Raw genomic sequence first — 16,671 nt, forward strand, 5'->3', positions numbered from 1 at the left:
TCCGAAATACAAAGGTGATTATTGGACGAGAATTGCTTGCGCCAGTTCAAGGTCGCTGGCGTTAAGTTTTGGCTGGCTGCGGCGCAGGTAATCCAATGCCGACTCCAGCCGTGCTCCCCGCCACTGACCGTCAGTGGCAATGAAAGCGGCGGCATCATCCTGGGCCGCCATGACGACTTTTCTGTCGAAAGGTGCGGAAGTCACTTTGCTGGTGGCGTACGCGCTCGCGACGGTGCCCTGAATGGTCACGTCAAAGGCAGAGGCAATGGGCGACCAACTGGCAGAAAACAACATAGGAACGATGAGCAAACGGTATGAAAAAGCCATAGGACTCGACAACTGAAAACGAGCGGCAAGGCTAGCGCAAAGCCCCGGCAAGGGCCAGTGCGAAGGCATCCGGGAGCGGCAGAGGCTCCCGTTGCATGGTGTTTCAGATTGCCAGGATGGCTTGGGCCAACTGTGCGTCCGTCGCGGTGTTCAATTGCGGGGCTTGTTGGCGGATTTGAGCCAGGGCGCTTTCCAGCTTCACTCCACGAATTGCACCTTCGCTGGCGACAAAGCTGGCGGCGTCGTCACGGGCGGCGCGTACGACTTTGTTGTCACGTAGGGACGAAGTGGCATCGGAGGTCGCGTCGGACGTGGCTTTCAGGGCGCCAACGATGGAGTCGGTGGTCACGATAAAGCTGCTCGCGTTGGCAGTGGTAGCCAGGGTCAATAGAGCAGCGGCACTCAGCAGGCGAAGACGGGACATGGTGTGACTCCTTTAGATGAACGATAAGTGGTGCAGAACAGTCGTTGGGGATCAGACGCCTGCTCCCCGTGCTTCGCCACTCGGTAGCTGGATATTAAGCCGCCATTTATCCGTTCGGAAAGCTTCTTGACTGTCTAGTCACGCCAGAATGGTTTGGACAGCTCGGCAATACGATCTCCCTGCGTGATGCCTGCATCGGCCAAGTCTCGCGGATCAAGCTGAGCCAGCTGGCGCCTACCGTGAGCACGCTGCGCCCAACGGCCAAGGCCGTCGACTATACGACGTGTCAGCCGCTTATATAGAGCGTCTCGATTAGTCATGGAAGGTGCCTTCGATTAGTTCTGAAGCACCATTGTGAGAGAGGTATATCGAGCGATACAGATACACTGCGGGCAAATTGTACCGCTAAAATGTTCTATTATTAGAACTGTACTGGTCTGAATATAGCGCTTCTGCTCGGCGCCAAAAATCGAATCCCCCAAACGACAAAGCCCGCCTCCGGTTTCCCGGGGCGGGCTTTGTTTTGTTCAATCTGGTTGCTGGCAGTGGACCTAAGCAGGTCAGGGCCAGCGAGCGCTCATTAGCGCCAGAACGGCTTGCTCAGCTCTTCGTAGCGTTGAGCTTCGCTGATACCAGCATCAGCCAGCAGACGCGAATCCAGACGAGCCAGTTGGTGACGGCTGGAGATGCGGCGCTGCCACAGCATCAGGTTGGCCAGAACGCGCAGAGGCAGAGCGGCTTGGTGGTTTACGGCTTTTTCGGAGAACAGTTCGGAACTGAGTGTACGTTCCATGATGACATCCTTCCGCTTGTGGCGGGATTAGGTAGTGGTTTAACTGATGCCAATGATCCTCTTCCAGGGCAACACTCTCTAGATACAGTTCACCTGTATTGTGAGGGGCCAGTTAACTGTTTAATGAGGCTGTACGGTACGGAAATGGGGCAACTGTACCTGTCCGCACCTAAATGGTGCGAAATTGGCATTTTTTAAAGGTTGAGTAGGTAAATGGCGTAGGAAATGACCGGTACAGCAGTACAGTTTTTTAAATTTTGGCGGGTTGCTTAAGGAGCTGAGGCAACTGTACTTGCCTCAGCCCCGAGGTGTATGAATCAAGCCTTCAGCATATGCCCGGTTTCTTCCAGGTTGATGTGCCAGCTCAGTGCCTCGCGCAGGATGTGCGGGGTGTGGCCGCCTAATGCGCAAGCGGTCTCGAAGTAGGTGTTCAATGCATCGCGGTAAGCGGGGTGTACACAGTTATCGATGATCACCCGCGCCCGCTCCCGTGGCGCCAGGCCACGCAGGTCGGCCAGGCCTACTTCAGTCACTAGGATGTCCACGTCATGTTCGGTGTGATCCACATGGCTCACCATCGGCACCACGCTGGAAATCGCACCACCTTTGGCGATCGACTTGGTCACGAAGATCGCCAGATGCGCGTTGCGCGCGAAGTCGCCTGAACCGCCGATGCCGTTCATCATCCGCGTGCCGCACACATGGGTGGAGTTGACGTTGCCGTATATGTCGAACTCCAGAGCGGTATTGATACCGATAATGCCCAGGCGCCGCACCACTTCAGGGTGGTTGGAGATTTCCTGAGGGCGCAGCACCAATTTCTCTTTGTAGCGTTCCAGGTTGCCGAACACGTCGGCGTTGCGCCGTTCCGACAAGGTGATCGAACTGCCCGAGGCAAAGCTCAGCTTGCCGGCGTCGATCAGGTCAAATGTCGAGTCCTGCAGTACTTCCGAGTACATGGTCAGGTCTTCGAATGGCGAGTCGATCAAACCGCACATTACCGCGTTGGCAATGTTGCCGATCCCGGCCTGCAGCGGGCCGAGTTTGTTGGTCATGCGCCCGGCATCCACTTCTTGCCTGAGGAAATTGATCAAGTGATTGGCGATGCCCTGGGTGTCATTGTCAGGCGGGGTTACGGTAGACGCAGAGTCGGCCTGGTTGGTGATGACGATCGCAACGATCTTCTCCGGCGGAATCGGGATTGCGGTGCTGCCGATGCGGTCATCTACCTTCACCAGTGGAATCGGTGTGCGGGTCGGCCGGTAGGTAGGTATATAGATGTCGTGCAGCCCTTCCAGGTTCGGGTTGTGCGCCAGGTTGATCTCGACGATCACCTGCTTGGCGAAAATCGCGAAACTGGCCGAGTTGCCCACGGAGGTGGTGGGCACTATGTGACCCTGCTCGGTGATAGCAACCGCTTCGATCACTGCAATGTCCGGGAGCTTGAGCTGGTTATTGCGCAGTTGCTCGACGGTTTCCGACAGGTGTTGATCGATGAACATCACCTCGCCTGCGTTGATGGCCTTGCGCAAGGTGCTGTCTACCTGGAACGGCATGCGTCGGGACAATACGCCGGCCTCGGTCAGCTGCTTGTCCAAGTCATTGCCCAGGCTGGCGCCGGTCATCAACGTGATTTTCAGCGGGGAAGTCTTGGCGCGCTCGGCCAGGGCGTGGGGGACGGCCTTGGCTTCACCGGCACGGGTGAAGCCACTCATGCCGACGGTCATGCCGTCCTCGATCAGTGCGGCGGCGTCAGCCGCGCTCATGACCTTGTTCAACAGCGAAGGCAAGCGGATACGATCACGGTACATGAATTGTTATCTCAGGCTACGGAAGCAAGGTGGGCAGTGTAGTGATTTCAAAAAAATTCGGCCCGCTACCATGGTCGAATGCGAGGCAGCGATTTAGAGCCTTTGGTCGGGTTTCATCCCGCAATAAAAAACCCCAGCCTACTGCAGGCCGGGGTTTCGGGTATTGCGCTGGCGCAGTGTTATTCGACGGCCTTGACCATGTCCTCGATGACCTTCTTGGCGTCGCCGAAGACCATCATGGTTTTGTCCAAGTAGAACAGCTCGTTATCCAGCCCGGCATAACCGCTGGCCATCGAGCGCTTGTTGACGATGATGGTCTTGGCCTTGAAGGCTTCCAGGATCGGCATACCGGCGATTGGCGAGTTTGGGTCGTTCTTGGCGGCCGGGTTGACCACGTCGTTGGCGCCCAATACCAGCACCACGTCGGCCTGGCCGAACTCGGAGTTGATGTCCTCCATCTCGAACACCTGGTCGTAAGGCACCTCCGCCTCGGCGAGCAACACGTTCATGTGTCCAGGCATACGGCCGGCCACCGGGTGGATCGCGTATTTCACTGTGACGCCGTGGTGAGTGAGCTTCTCGGTCAACTCTTTGAGCGCATGCTGCGCCCGCGCCACTGCCAGGCCGTAGCCTGGGACGATGATCACGGTGTCGGCGTTGGTCAGCAGGAAGGTCGCGTCGTCGGCCGAACCGGATTTCACCGGGCGCGCTTCTTTTGAGCCAGCGGCCGCCCCGGCGTCCGGTGCGTTACCGAAGCCGCCGAGCAGTACATTGAAGAAGGAGCGGTTCATCGCCTTGCACATGATGTACGACAGGATCGCGCCGCTGGAGCCCACCAGCGAACCGGCAATAATCAGCATCGAGTTGTTCAGCGAGAAACCGATACCGGCCGCCGCCCAGCCTGAATAGCTGTTGAGCATCGAGACCACCACCGGCATGTCAGCACCGCCGATCGGGATAATGATCAGCACGCCCAATACGAACGCTAGAGCCAGCATCAGCGCGAAAGCGGTGAGGTTGCCGGTGAACATGAATGCCAGCCCTAGGGCCAGGGTTGTGAGGCCCAGCACCAGGTTCAGTTTGTGCTGGCCGCCGAACTGTACCGGTGCGCCCTGAAACAGGCGGAACTTGTACTTGCCAGACAGCTTGCCGAACGCGATCACCGAGCCTGAGAACGTGATGGCACCGATGGCCGCGCCGAGGAACAGTTCCAGGCGGTTACCGGCAGGAATCGCATCGCCCAGGTGTTTGACGATACCCAGGGATTGCGGCTCGACCACCGCCGCGATGGCGATAAACACGGCGGCCAGGCCAATCATGCTGTGCATGAACGCCACCAGCTCCGGCATCTTGGTCATTTCTACACGCTTGGCCATGATCGAACCGGCGGTGCCGCCGATCAGCAGACCGACGATCACATAGCCGATGCCGGCAGTGGCCAGCTCAGCGCCGAGCTTATAGATGAGCCCCACGGTGGTGAGCACGGCCAGGGCCATGCCCAGCATGCCGAACAGGTTGCCGCGACGCGACGTGGTGGGGTGCGACAGGCCCTTGAGTGCCTGGATGAAGCAGATCGACGCGATCAGGTAAAGCGTCGTGACGAGATTCATGCTCATTACTTCGGCGCCTCTTCTTTTACTTTCGCGGCTTTCTTCTTGAACATCTCCAGCATCCTGCGGGTAACCAGGAAGCCGCCGAACACGTTGACCGCAGCCAGGGCCACGGCCAGGGTGCCCATGGTTTTGCCCAGCGGCGTCACGGTAAGGGCGGCGGCGAGCATGGCGCCGACGATCACGATGGCGGAAATCGCGTTGGTCACCGCCATCAAAGGCGTGTGCAGTGCGGGCGTGACGTTCCAGACCACGTGGTAACCGACATAAATCGCCAGCACAAAGATGATCAGGTTGTAGATACCGGGGGAGATAAGCTCTTCCATCGTCTGAATCCCTGCTTAGGCGTTTTTGCGGATGACTTGGCCGTCGCGGCACATCAGGCACGCGGCGACGATGTCGTCTTCGAGGTTGATTTCAAATTGGCCTTCCTTGGTGAAGACCAGCTTCAGGAAGTCCAGCAGGTTGCGCGCATACAATGCCGACGCGTCGGCGGCGACGGCACCGGCGAGGTTGGTCGGGCCGCAGATGATCACGCCGTTTTCCACCACCACTTGGTCGGCCACAGTCAGCGGGCAGTTACCGCCTTGGGCGGCGGCGAGGTCAATGACCACCGAGCCGGGCTTCATCTGCGCGACAGTGTCGGCGCTTAGCAGCGTCGGTGCCTTGCGGCCGGGTATCAACGCAGTGGTGATAACAATATCGGCTTGTTTGGCGCGCTCGTGTACGGCCTGCGCCTGACGTTGCATCCAGCTGGTCGGCATCGGGCGGGCGTAACCGCCGACCCCGACGGCGCATTCGCGCTCTTCATCGGTTTCGTAGGGTACGTCGACAAACTTGGCGCCGAGGGACTCGATCTGTTCCTTCACGGCCGGGCGCACGTCAGACGCTTCGATCACAGCTCCCAGGCGTTTCGCCGTAGCGATCGCCTGCAGCCCTGCAACGCCAGCGCCAAGGATCAATACGCGCGCGGCTTTAACGGTGCCGGCGGCGGTCATCAGCATGGGCATGAAGCGTGGGTAGTGATGGGCGGCGAGCAGCACGGCTTTATAGCCAGCAATGTTGGCCTGGGACGACAGCACGTCGAGGCTTTGGGCCCGAGAGGTGCGCGGTGCGGCTTCCAGGGCGAAGGCGGTGATGCCGCGTTCGGCCAGTTTGGCGATAGTTTCATTGCTGAACGGATTGAGCATGCCCACCAACACGGTGCCGCTTTTAATCAGCGCCATCTCGTTATCGCTGGGAGCGACCACCTTCAGGATCAGCTCGGCGCCAAATGCGTCGTTGGCGCTGCCAAGGGTGGCACCTGCCGCTTCATAAGCACTGTCGACAACGCTGGCCTTGAGGCCCGCTCCACTTTGTACAGTGACCTTATGGCCCTGGCCGATCAGCTTCTTGATGGTTTCCGGGGTGGCAGCCACCCGCGTTTCACCGGTCTGGGTTTCGAGAGGAACACCAATGTGCACGTCAAATCTCCTGCATGATCTTTTTGCTTTTGATCTTTTTGTAAAAAGGCCAGTGCACCGCGAGTGGCGCAACTGGGGCGGCCGATCAGCACGATCCCGCTGAAATGACAGCGGGGCGCGGCATTTTGCAGGCGAACTTTACGGCCTTCAAGGGATTATGACGGGTGACGAAAAATTAACTACAAGTCACCCTGTGACTGATTGTCGCAACTCGCTGAAATAACCTCTTTAAATACAAGTGATTAAAGGGTTTCAGGCGTTTTTAGGGGTTTTTGTCATCGTTGTTGTGAATAGTCGTGCATTGGCTCGTCGTGGTCGCTGTAAGCCATGAGAATCATGGCTTCGGCACGTATTCTCGGTCGATAGATACAGTCTGCTGAAATGCGACATATACGTATATCTGTAGGATTTAAAAATAGCTGACTACAGAGTCAGTAATTTGAGGGCCCCTTTAAATACTGGGGCTGTAGCGTTGTGATTGCTCGATGAGCCAATCTCTGAAGGCGTGCAGCGACGCTGATTCGACCTTTCTGTCAGGAATCATCAGGTAATACGCCTTGGCGCTGGTCAGCGCCTCTGGGCTCGCAATCACCAATTGATGCTCATCCAACTCTCGCTGGATCAAAAACGGTGGGATCAGCGCGATGCCCATATCGTGCATGGCTGCCTGAGACAGCATCGAGAATAGCTCGTAACGGGGTCCTGTCATGTCGCGGGGAACGTTCAGTTGCCTGGCGTTGAACCACTGGCGCCACGCATAGGGCCGAGTGGTTTGCTGCAGCAGCGGTAGTTCTGCGATTTCCTGGGCGCTGAAGTGAGTGCGCTTGCCCAGCAAGCGCGGGCTGCAGATTGGCACCGGATTCTCTCCCATCAAGCGGTGGGATTCGGTGCCGGACCAATCGGCATCTCCGAAATAGATCGCAGCGTCAAAGTCAGTATCTGCAAATAGAAACGGCCGCGTACGGTTGGTCAGGTTCACCGTGACTTCCGGGTGTTGGCGCTGGAAGTCCTTGAGCCGTGGAATCAGCCACTGTGTGCCGAATGTCGGGACCACCGCCAGCTCAATCACATTGGCGCCCTGCTGGCCCATGACGGACAGGGTGTCGCGTTCCACCGCGTCCAGTTGTGTGGCGACGCGACGACTATAGGACAGTCCCGCTTCTGTTAGCTTCACGCCGCGCCGCGAACGCCGAAACAGTTCCACACTCAAGAACTCCTCAAGGCTGGCGATCTGTCGGCAGATGGCGCCTTGGGTCAGGGAAAGTTCCTGAGCGGCCTTGGTGAAGCTCTCGTGGCGGGCTGCCGCTTCGAAGCTGACAAGGGCGGTGGTGCTGGGGATTTTTCTGCGCATGTACCTTGACCTCACTCATAAAGCGAAATTTCACGGCATAAAACTGTTTCGAAGTGAGAAATTAGCACAACCTTATGCTTAAACCTCGTTTGCCCAGAACGATTACCCAGCCTAGGCTTGCTCCACGACTTCCCATGTTCTTTGCGAGGACTTAACTCATGGCTGGCAAGGCAAGCTTCAACTGGATCGATCCGCTTCTTCTGGATCAACAGCTCACCGAAGAAGAGCGCATGGTGCGCGACAGTGCTGAGCAGTTCGCTCAGGACAAACTGGCGCCGCGTGTGCTTGAAGCCTTCCGTCATGAGAAGACTGATCCTGCAATTTTCCGTGAGATGGGTGAGACCGGCCTGCTGGGCGCAATGATTCCCGAGCAGTACGGCGGTAGTGGGTTGAACTACGTGAGTTACGGCTTGATCGCGCGCGAAGTAGAGCGTGTCGATTCCGGCTATCGTTCGATGATGAGTGTGCAGTCGTCGCTGGTGATGGTACCGATCAATGAGTTCGGTACCGAGGCGCAGAAGCAGAAGTACCTACCAAAACTCGCCTCAGGCGAATGGATCGGTTGCTTTGGTCTGACCGAACCTAATCACGGGTCTGACCCTGGCGCGATGATTACACGTGCGCGCAAAGTGGAAGGCGGCTACAGCCTGACGGGCGCCAAGATGTGGATCACCAACAGCCCGATCGCGGATGTGTTTGTCGTCTGGGGCAAGGATGATGCCGGTGATATCCGCGGTTTCGTGTTGGAAAAAGGCTGGAAGGGGCTGAGTGCTCCGGCGATTCACGGAAAGGTTGGCCTGCGGGCCTCAATCACCGGCGAGATCGTTATGGATAACGTATTTGTGCCGGAAGAAAACATCTTCCCGGATGTGCGCGGCTTGAAAGGGCCCTTCACCTGCCTGAACTCTGCGCGCTATGGCATCTCCTGGGGGGCTTTGGGTGCTGCCGAGTTCTGCTGGCACACCGCTCGCCAGTACACATTGGATCGTCAGCAGTTTGGACGACCGCTGGCGGCCACCCAACTGATTCAGAAGAAACTGGCTGATATGCAGACTGAGATCACCTTGGCGCTGCAGGGGTGCCTGCGTCTGGGGCGTATGAAAGACGAAGGTACGGCTGCGGTTGAGATCACGTCGATCATGAAGCGCAACTCATGCGGAAAGTCGCTGGATATTGCGCGGATGGCGCGTGACATGTTGGGCGGCAACGGCATTTCCGATGAATTCGGGGTGGCGCGTCACTTGGTGAACCTTGAGGTGGTTAACACCTACGAAGGGACTCACGACGTGCATGCCTTGATATTGGGGCGCGCGCAAACCGGGCTTCAGGCCTTCTACTAATAGGGGTATGGGCATGGGCGCGCTTTCCCATTTGCGGGTATTGGATCTTTCGCGGGTATTGGCCGGCCCTTGGTCGGGACAGATCCTTGCAGACCTGGGGGCTGAGGTGATCAAGGTCGAGCGACCGGTAAGTGGTGACGATACGCGGGCCTGGGGCCCCCCCTTTCTGAAGGACGCTTTTGGTAAGAGCACCGGCGAGGCGGCGTACTACCTGGCGGCCAATCGGAATAAAGAGTCGGTCACGATCGATTTCACTCGGCCGGAGGGGCAAAAGCTCATACGGGACCTAGCGGCCAAGTCCGACATCCTGATCGAGAACTTCAAGGTCGGTGGTCTGGCGGCTTATGGGCTGGATTATGAGTCGCTCAAGGAGATCAATCCTGAACTGATCTATTGCTCAATCACAGGGTTTGGCCAGACAGGACCCTATGCGGCGCGAGCGGGCTACGATTTCATGATTCAGGGGCTGGGTGGGCTCATGAGTCTGACCGGACGGCCTGAAGGCGACGAGGGAGCCGGGCCTGTGAAGGTGGGGGTAGCGTTAACCGATATCCTCACCGGGCTCTACTCGACTGTCGCGATACTGGCTGCCCTGGCCCATCGTGATCATGATGGTGGCGGTCAGCATATTGATATGGCGTTGCTCGATGTGCAGGTCGCCTGCCTGGCTAACCAGGCGATGAATTACCTGACAACTGGGGTCGCGCCAAAGCGCCTGGGTAATGCTCATCCGAATATTGTTCCTTACCAGGATTTTCCTACTGCCGATGGTGATTTCATACTGACGGTCGGTAATGACGGGCAGTTCCGGAAATTTGCGCAAGTGGCCGGGCAGCCACAATGGGCAGATGACCCGCGGTTTTCTACCAATAGGATGCGGGTGGCCAATCGCGCCGAGTTGATTCCGTTGATTCGCCAGGCCACTGTCTTTAAAACGACGGCGGAATGGGTGGCGCAGTTGGAGAGTGCCGGAGTTCCGTGTGGACCGATCAACGATTTGGCGCAGGTGTTTTCTGATCCGCAGGTCAAGGCGCGTGGATTGGCAATGCAACTACCCCATCCGCTGGCGGGGGAGGTGCCTCAGGTTGCCAGTCCCATACGTTTATCCAAGACGCCCGTGGAGTACCGTAGTGCTCCTCCCTTATTAGGAGAGCACACCGTTCAGGTGCTGCAGAGCGTATTAGGTCTTGGGCCGGATCATGTGGCTGCTTTAAAGGGGGCGGGTGTTATCTGAATCTTTCCTTCTATATAGAGAGCTGTAGCAATAATGCTGGTTGGTTTTTAGCCAGATTTAAGTAATTGATAGAAAACGAAAATTAACGCTTGACGGCAGATTCCAGAAGTCTATAATTCGCCCCACTTCCGGCGCAGTCGAAACGGAAAACTCCTTGGTAAACAAAGAGTTACGCAAGATTCGACAGCGGATCGCTTCAGTTCATCGAAGCCCAGAAGGAGTTGGTAGAGCAGTGTTGTTTGGCTCTATTAACGTTTCGATCTTCTCGGTCGAAAGCGGAGAAAAAGAGGTGTTGACAGCAGCGTGTAACGCTGTAGAATTCGCCTCCCGCTAACGAGAGATCGGAAGCGCAAGTGGTTGAAGTTGTTGAAGAAATCTTCGAAAACTTCTGAAAATAATCACTTGACAGCAAATGAGGCTGCTGTAGAATGCGCGCCTCGGTTGAGACGAAAGATCTTAACCAACCGCTCTTTAACAACTGAATCAAGCAATTCGTGTGGGTGCTTGTGGAGTCAGACTGATAGTCAACAAGATTATCAGCATCACAAGTTACTCCGCGAGAAATCAAAGATGTAACCAACGATTGCTGAGCCAAGTTTAGGGTTTCTTAAAAACCCAAAGATGTTTGAACTGAAGAGTTTGATCATGGCTCAGATTGAACGCTGGCGGCAGGCCTAACACATGCAAGTCGAGCGGTAGAGAGAAGCTTGCTTCTCTTGAGAGCGGCGGACGGGTGAGTAATGCCTAGGAATCTGCCTGGTAGTGGGGGATAACGTTCGGAAACGAACGCTAATACCGCATACGTCCTACGGGAGAAAGCAGGGGACCTTCGGGCCTTGCGCTATCAGATGAGCCTAGGTCGGATTAGCTAGTTGGTGGGGTAATGGCTCACCAAGGCGACGATCCGTAACTGGTCTGAGAGGATGATCAGTCACACTGGAACTGAGACACGGTCCAGACTCCTACGGGAGGCAGCAGTGGGGAATATTGGACAATGGGCGAAAGCCTGATCCAGCCATGCCGCGTGTGTGAAGAAGGTCTTCGGATTGTAAAGCACTTTAAGTTGGGAGGAAGGGCCATTACCTAATACGTGATGGTTTTGACGTTACCGACAGAATAAGCACCGGCTAACTCTGTGCCAGCAGCCGCGGTAATACAGAGGGTGCAAGCGTTAATCGGAATTACTGGGCGTAAAGCGCGCGTAGGTGGTTTGTTAAGTTGGATGTGAAATCCCCGGGCTCAACCTGGGAACTGCATTCAAAACTGACTGACTAGAGTATGGTAGAGGGTGGTGGAATTTCCTGTGTAGCGGTGAAATGCGTAGATATAGGAAGGAACACCAGTGGCGAAGGCGACCACCTGGACTGATACTGACACTGAGGTGCGAAAGCGTGGGGAGCAAACAGGATTAGATACCCTGGTAGTCCACGCCGTAAACGATGTCAACTAGCCGTTGGGAGCCTTGAGCTCTTAGTGGCGCAGCTAACGCATTAAGTTGACCGCCTGGGGAGTACGGCCGCAAGGTTAAAACTCAAATGAATTGACGGGGGCCCGCACAAGCGGTGGAGCATGTGGTTTAATTCGAAGCAACGCGAAGAACCTTACCAGGCCTTGACATCCAATGAACTTTCTAGAGATAGATTGGTGCCTTCGGGAACATTGAGACAGGTGCTGCATGGCTGTCGTCAGCTCGTGTCGTGAGATGTTGGGTTAAGTCCCGTAACGAGCGCAACCCTTGTCCTTAGTTACCAGCACGTAATGGTGGGCACTCTAAGGAGACTGCCGGTGACAAACCGGAGGAAGGTGGGGATGACGTCAAGTCATCATGGCCCTTACGGCCTGGGCTACACACGTGCTACAATGGTCGGTACAGAGGGTTGCCAAGCCGCGAGGTGGAGCTAATCCCATAAAACCGATCGTAGTCCGGATCGCAGTCTGCAACTCGACTGCGTGAAGTCGGAATCGCTAGTAATCGCGAATCAGAATGTCGCGGTGAATACGTTCCCGGGCCTTGTACACACCGCCCGTCACACCATGGGAGTGGGTTGCACCAGAAGTAGCTAGTCTAACCTTCGGGGGGACGGTTACCACGGTGTGATTCATGACTGGGGTGAAGTCGTAACAAGGTAGCCGTAGGGGAACCTGCGGCTGGATCACCTCCTTAATCGACGACATCAGCTGCTCCATAAGTTCCCACACGAATTGCTTGATTCATTGAAGAAGACGAAAGAAGCAGCCCGAAATTGGGTCTGTAGCTCAGTTGGTTAGAGCGCACCCCTGATAAGGGTGAGGTCGGCAGTTCGAATCTGCCCAGACCCACCAATTTTGTGTGGGAAACGCCTGTAGAAATACGGGGCCATAGCTCAGCTGGGAGAGCGCCTGCCTTGCACGCAGGAGGTCAGCGGTTCGATCCCGCTTGGCTCCACCACTACTGCTTCTGTTTGTATAAAGCTTAGAAATGAGCATTCCATCGTGTGGATGGTGAATGTTGATTTCTAGTCTTTGACTAGTTCGTTCTTTAAAAATTTGGGTATGTGATAGAAAGATAGACTGAACGTTACTTTCACTGGTAACGGATCAGGCTAAGGTAAAATTTGTGAGTTCTCTTAGTTGAGAAATTCGAATTTTCGGCGAATGTCGTCTTCACAGTATAACCAGATTGCTTGGGGTTATATGGTCAAGTGAAGAAGCGCATACGGTGGATGCCTTGGCAGTCAGAGGCGATGAAAGACGTGGTAGCCTGCGAAAAGCTTCGGGGAGTCGGCAAACAGACTTTGATCCGGAGATGTCTGAATGGGGGAACCCAGCCATCATAAGATGGTTATCTTGTACTGAATACATAGGTGCAAGAAGCGAACCAGGGGAACTGAAACATCTAAGTACCCTGAGGAAAAGAAATCAACCGAGATTCCCTTAGTAGTGGCGAGCGAACGGGGACTAGCCCTTAAGTGGCTTTGAGATTAGCGGAACGCTCTGGAAAGTGCGGCCATAGTGGGTGATAGCCCTGTACGCGAAAATCTCTTAGTCATGAAATCGAGTAGGACGGAGCACGAGAAACTTTGTCTGAATATGGGGGGACCATCCTCCAAGGCTAAATACTACTGACTGACCGATAGTGAACTAGTACCGTGAGGGAAAGGCGAAAAGAACCCCGGAGAGGGGAGTGAAATAGATCCTGAAACCGTATGCGTACAAGCAGTGGGAGCAGACTTTGTTCTGTGACTGCGTACCTTTTGTATAATGGGTCAGCGACTTATTTTCAGTGGCGAGCTTAACCGAATAGGGGAGGCGTAGCGAAAGCGAGTCTTAATAGGGCGTCTAGTCGCTGGGAATAGACCCGAAACCGGGCGATCTATCCATGGGCAGGTTGAAGGTTGGGTAACACTAACTGGAGGACCGAACCGACTACCGTTGAAAAGTTAGCGGATGACCTGTGGATCGGAGTGAAAGGCTAATCAAGCTCGGAGATAGCTGGTTCTCCTCGAAAGCTATTTAGGTAGCGCCTCATGTATCACTGTAGGGGGTAGAGCACTGTTTCGGCTAGGGGGTCATCCCGACTTACCAAACCGATGCAAACTCCGAATACCTACAAGTGCCGAGCATGGGAGACACACGGCGGGTGCTAACGTCCGTCGTGAAAAGGGAAACAACCCAGACCGTCAGCTAAGGTCCCAAAGTTATGGTTAAGTGGGAAACGATGTGGGAAGGCTTAGACAGCTAGGAGGTTGGCTTAGAAGCAGCCACCCTTTAAAGAAAGCGTAATAGCTCACTAGTCGAGTCGGCCTGCGCGGAAGATGTAACGGGGCTCAAACCATACACCGAAGCTACGGGTATCACGTAAGTGATGCGGTAGAGGAGCGTTCTGTAAGCCTGTGAAGGTGAGTTGAGAAGCTTGCTGGAGGTATCAGAAGTGCGAATGCTGACATGAGTAACGACAATGGGTGTGAAAAACACCCACGCCGAAAGACCAAGGTTTCCTGCGCAACGTTAATCGACGCAGGGTTAGTCGGTCCCTAAGGCGAGGCTGAAAAGCGTAGTCGATGGAAAACAGGTTAATATTCCTGTACTTCTGGTTATTGCGATGGAGGGACGGAGAAGGCTAGGCCAGCTTGGCGTTGGTTGTCCAAGTTTAAGGTGGTAGGCTGAGATCTTAGGTAAATCCGGGATCTTAAGGCCGAGAGCTGATGACGAGTGTTCTTTTAGAACACGAAGTGGTTGATGCCATGCTTCCAAGAAAAGCTTCTAAGCTTCAGGTAACCAGGAACCGTACCCCAAACCGACACAGGTGGTTGGGTAGAGAATACCAAGGCGCTTGAGAGAACTCGGGTGAAGGAACTAGGCAAAATGGCACCGTAACTTCGGGAGAAGGTGCGCCGGTGAGGGTGAAGGACTTGCTCCGTAAGCCCATGCCGGTCGAAGATACCAGGCCGCTGCGACTGTTTATTAAAAACACAGCACTCTGCAAACACGAAAGTGGACGTATAGGGTGTGACGCCTGCCCGGTGCCGGAAGGTTAATTGATGGGGTTAGCTAACGCGAAGCTCTTGATCGAAGCCCCGGTAAACGGCGGCCGTAACTATAACGGTCCTAAGGTAGCGAAATTCCTTGTCGGGTAAGTTCCGACCTGCACGAATGGCGTAACGATGGCGGCGCTGTCTCCACCCGAGACTCAGTGAAATTGAAATCGCTGTGAAGATGCAGTGTATCCGCGGCTAGACGGAAAGACCCCGTGAACCTTTACTATAGCTTTGCACTGGACTTTGAATTTGCTTGTGTAGGATAGGTGGGAGGCTTTGAAGCGTGGACGCCAGTCTGCGTGGAGCCATCCTTGAAATACCACCCTGGCAACTTTGAGGTTCTAACTCAGGTCCGTTATCCGGATCGAGGACAGTGTATGGTGGGTAGTTTGACTGGGGCGGTCTCCTCCTAAAGAGTAACGGAGGAGTACGAAGGTGCGCTCAGACCGGTCGGAAATCGGTCGTAGAGTATAAAGGCAAAAGCGCGCTTGACTGCGAGACAGACACGTCGAGCAGGTACGAAAGTAGGTCTTAGTGATCCGGTGGTTCTGTATGGAAGGGCCATCGCTCAACGGATAAAAGGTACTCCGGGGATAACAGGCTGATACCGCCCAAGAGTTCATATCGACGGCGGTGTTTGGCACCTCGATGTCGGCTCATCACATCCTGGGGCTGAAGCCGGTCCCAAGGGTATGGCTGTTCGCCATTTAAAGTGGTACGCGAGCTGGGTTTAGAACGTCGTGAGACAGTTCGGTCCCTATCTGCCGTGGACGTTTGAGATTTGAGAGGGGCTGCTCCTAGTACGAGAGGACCGGAGTGGACGAACCTCTGGTGTTCCGGTTGTCACGCCAGTGGCATTGCCGGGTAGCTATGTTCGGAATAGATAACCGCTGAAAGCATCTAAGCGGGAAACTAGCCTCAAGATGAGATCTCACTGGAACCTTGAGTTCCCTGAAGGGCCGTCGAAGACTACGACGTTGATAGGTTGGGTGTGTAAGCGCTGTGAGGCGTTGAGCTAACCAATACTAATTGCCCGTGAGGCTTGACCATATAACACCCAAGCAATTTGAGTCGAAAGGCCAGATTGCGGTGTGTGAAGACGCAATGAACCGAAAGTTCGATGCTCACAAAACACCGACAGCTGTCACATACCCAATTTGCTGAAGCGAGGCCAAAAGGTCACGAGTCAGTACCCGAATTTCTTGACGACCATAGAGCATTGGAACCACCTGATCCCATCCCGAACTCAGAAGTGAAACGATGCATCGCCGATGGTAGTGTGGGGTTTCCCCATGTGAGAGTAGGTCATCGTCAAGATTAAATTCCGAAACCCCAATTGCGAAAGCAGTTGGGGTTTTGTTTTATGTAGAAGTCCACGAATTTTCACCGGAACGATGCTCAAGGTCGATCTGGTACACAGAATTTCTTGACGACCATAGAGCATTGGAACCACCTGATCCCATCCCGAACTCAGCAGTGAAACGATGCATCGCCGATGGTAGTGTGGGGTTTCCCCATGTGAGAGTAGGTCATCGTCAAGATTAAATTCCAAAGCCCCTGTCTGCTAACGCAGGCAGGGGTTTTGTCGTTTATAGGGAATTAATAGGCGTCAAATCAAAGATTCGCCATTGAAGGGTGTCATAGGCTGCTTTAATGATTTTTGGTAGTTCGGATTTACCGCCTGTCGGTTTAACACTCAAAAAGAGGATGTTTCCCACAAAACCTTAAGATTTCACTCCGTTTGGCCGAAAGCCTGATGAGCCATGCGTGCACCGAAATAGAGCGGCCCGAGAAGCCGGCT

At 55.0% G+C, this 16,671-nt stretch carries 11 protein-coding genes, 2 tRNA genes and 4 rRNA genes; 8 read left to right on the forward strand and 9 right to left on the reverse strand.

Going from position 1 to position 16,671, the window contains the following annotated elements; genetic code table 11:
• Positions 1-18: 18 nt before the first annotated feature.
• The 9 genes from HRH33_RS01420 to HRH33_RS01460 form a co-directional block, all read right to left on the reverse strand.
• Positions 19-327, reverse strand: a complete 309-nt coding sequence (locus HRH33_RS01420) for a DUF2388 domain-containing protein (protein ID WP_123479103.1) — start codon at positions 325-327, stop codon at positions 19-21.
• Between the two features lie 103 nt (positions 328-430).
• The gene (locus HRH33_RS01425; protein WP_034101747.1) at positions 431-751 is read right to left on the reverse strand and encodes a DUF2388 domain-containing protein; all 321 of its coding nucleotides are present in this window, start codon (positions 749-751) and stop codon (positions 431-433) included.
• A 134-nt stretch (positions 752-885) separates the two neighbouring features.
• Complete coding sequence (locus HRH33_RS01430) at positions 886-1,071, reverse strand: DUF1127 domain-containing protein (RefSeq protein ID WP_034111160.1); 186 nt, start codon at positions 1,069-1,071, stop codon at positions 886-888.
• A 260-nt stretch (positions 1,072-1,331) separates the two neighbouring features.
• Entirely contained in the window at positions 1,332-1,544 is a 213-nt protein-coding gene (locus HRH33_RS01435) for a DUF1127 domain-containing protein (protein ID WP_034101749.1), read from the reverse strand.
• A 317-nt stretch (positions 1,545-1,861) separates the two neighbouring features.
• A complete protein-coding gene (locus HRH33_RS01440; protein WP_167417398.1) occupies positions 1,862-3,355 on the reverse strand; it encodes a succinyl-CoA:acetate CoA-transferase ScpC in 1,494 nt (497 codons plus the stop codon).
• Positions 3,356-3,534: 179 nt separating this feature from the next.
• Positions 3,535-4,971 (reverse strand): NAD(P)(+) transhydrogenase (Re/Si-specific) subunit beta, encoded by a 1,437-nt coding sequence (locus tag HRH33_RS01445; RefSeq protein ID WP_034136373.1) that lies wholly within the window; start codon positions 4,969-4,971, stop codon positions 3,535-3,537.
• Positions 4,971-5,291, reverse strand: coding sequence for an NAD(P) transhydrogenase subunit alpha part 2 (locus HRH33_RS01450; protein ID WP_034101753.1), 321 nt, complete (start codon positions 5,289-5,291; stop codon positions 4,971-4,973). Before HRH33_RS01450 ends, HRH33_RS01445 begins: the two co-directional genes overlap by 1 nt.
• Positions 5,292-5,306: 15 nt before the next feature.
• A complete protein-coding gene (locus HRH33_RS01455) occupies positions 5,307-6,428 on the reverse strand; it encodes a Re/Si-specific NAD(P)(+) transhydrogenase subunit alpha (protein WP_034136374.1) in 1,122 nt (373 codons plus the stop codon).
• Between the two features lie 451 nt (positions 6,429-6,879).
• Positions 6,880-7,779 carry a LysR family transcriptional regulator gene (locus HRH33_RS01460; protein WP_034136375.1) on the reverse strand — a complete coding sequence of 300 codons (900 nt, stop codon included), beginning with the start codon at positions 7,777-7,779 and terminating at the stop codon, positions 6,880-6,882.
• A gap of 158 nt (positions 7,780-7,937) precedes the next feature.
• On the opposite strand from HRH33_RS01460, the gene HRH33_RS01465 reads away from it, so the two are divergent.
• The 8 genes from HRH33_RS01465 (at position 7,938) to rrf (HRH33_RS01500) (ending at position 16,411) form a co-directional block, all read left to right on the forward strand.
• The gene (locus tag HRH33_RS01465) at positions 7,938-9,119 is read left to right on the forward strand and encodes an acyl-CoA dehydrogenase (RefSeq protein ID WP_010207882.1); all 1,182 of its coding nucleotides are present in this window, start codon (positions 7,938-7,940) and stop codon (positions 9,117-9,119) included.
• A gap of 13 nt (positions 9,120-9,132) precedes the next feature.
• Positions 9,133-10,353 (forward strand): CaiB/BaiF CoA transferase family protein, encoded by a 1,221-nt coding sequence (locus HRH33_RS01470; protein WP_167417399.1) that lies wholly within the window; start codon positions 9,133-9,135, stop codon positions 10,351-10,353.
• A gap of 627 nt (positions 10,354-10,980) precedes the next feature.
• A 16S ribosomal RNA gene (locus HRH33_RS01475) occupies positions 10,981-12,517 on the forward strand.
• Positions 12,518-12,598: 81 nt separating this feature from the next.
• Positions 12,599-12,675: transfer RNA gene (locus HRH33_RS01480), tRNA-Ile, on the forward strand.
• Positions 12,676-12,705: 30 nt separating this feature from the next.
• Positions 12,706-12,781 (forward strand) — tRNA-Ala (locus HRH33_RS01485).
• Between the two features lie 247 nt (positions 12,782-13,028).
• A 23S ribosomal RNA gene (locus HRH33_RS01490) occupies positions 13,029-15,920 on the forward strand.
• A gap of 151 nt (positions 15,921-16,071) precedes the next feature.
• Positions 16,072-16,187, forward strand: a 5S ribosomal RNA gene (gene rrf, locus HRH33_RS01495).
• Positions 16,188-16,295: 108 nt separating this feature from the next.
• Positions 16,296-16,411, forward strand: a 5S ribosomal RNA gene (gene rrf / locus HRH33_RS01500).
• Together the 16S, 23S and 5S rRNA genes with 2 tRNA genes alongside form the textbook arrangement of a ribosomal RNA operon.
• Positions 16,412-16,671 lie beyond the last annotated feature (260 nt).

Origin of the sequence: Pseudomonas rhodesiae, from assembly GCF_013285305.1 — a bacterium.
In the GTDB taxonomy this organism is placed as follows: Bacteria; Pseudomonadota; Gammaproteobacteria; order Pseudomonadales; family Pseudomonadaceae; genus Aquipseudomonas; species Aquipseudomonas rhodesiae.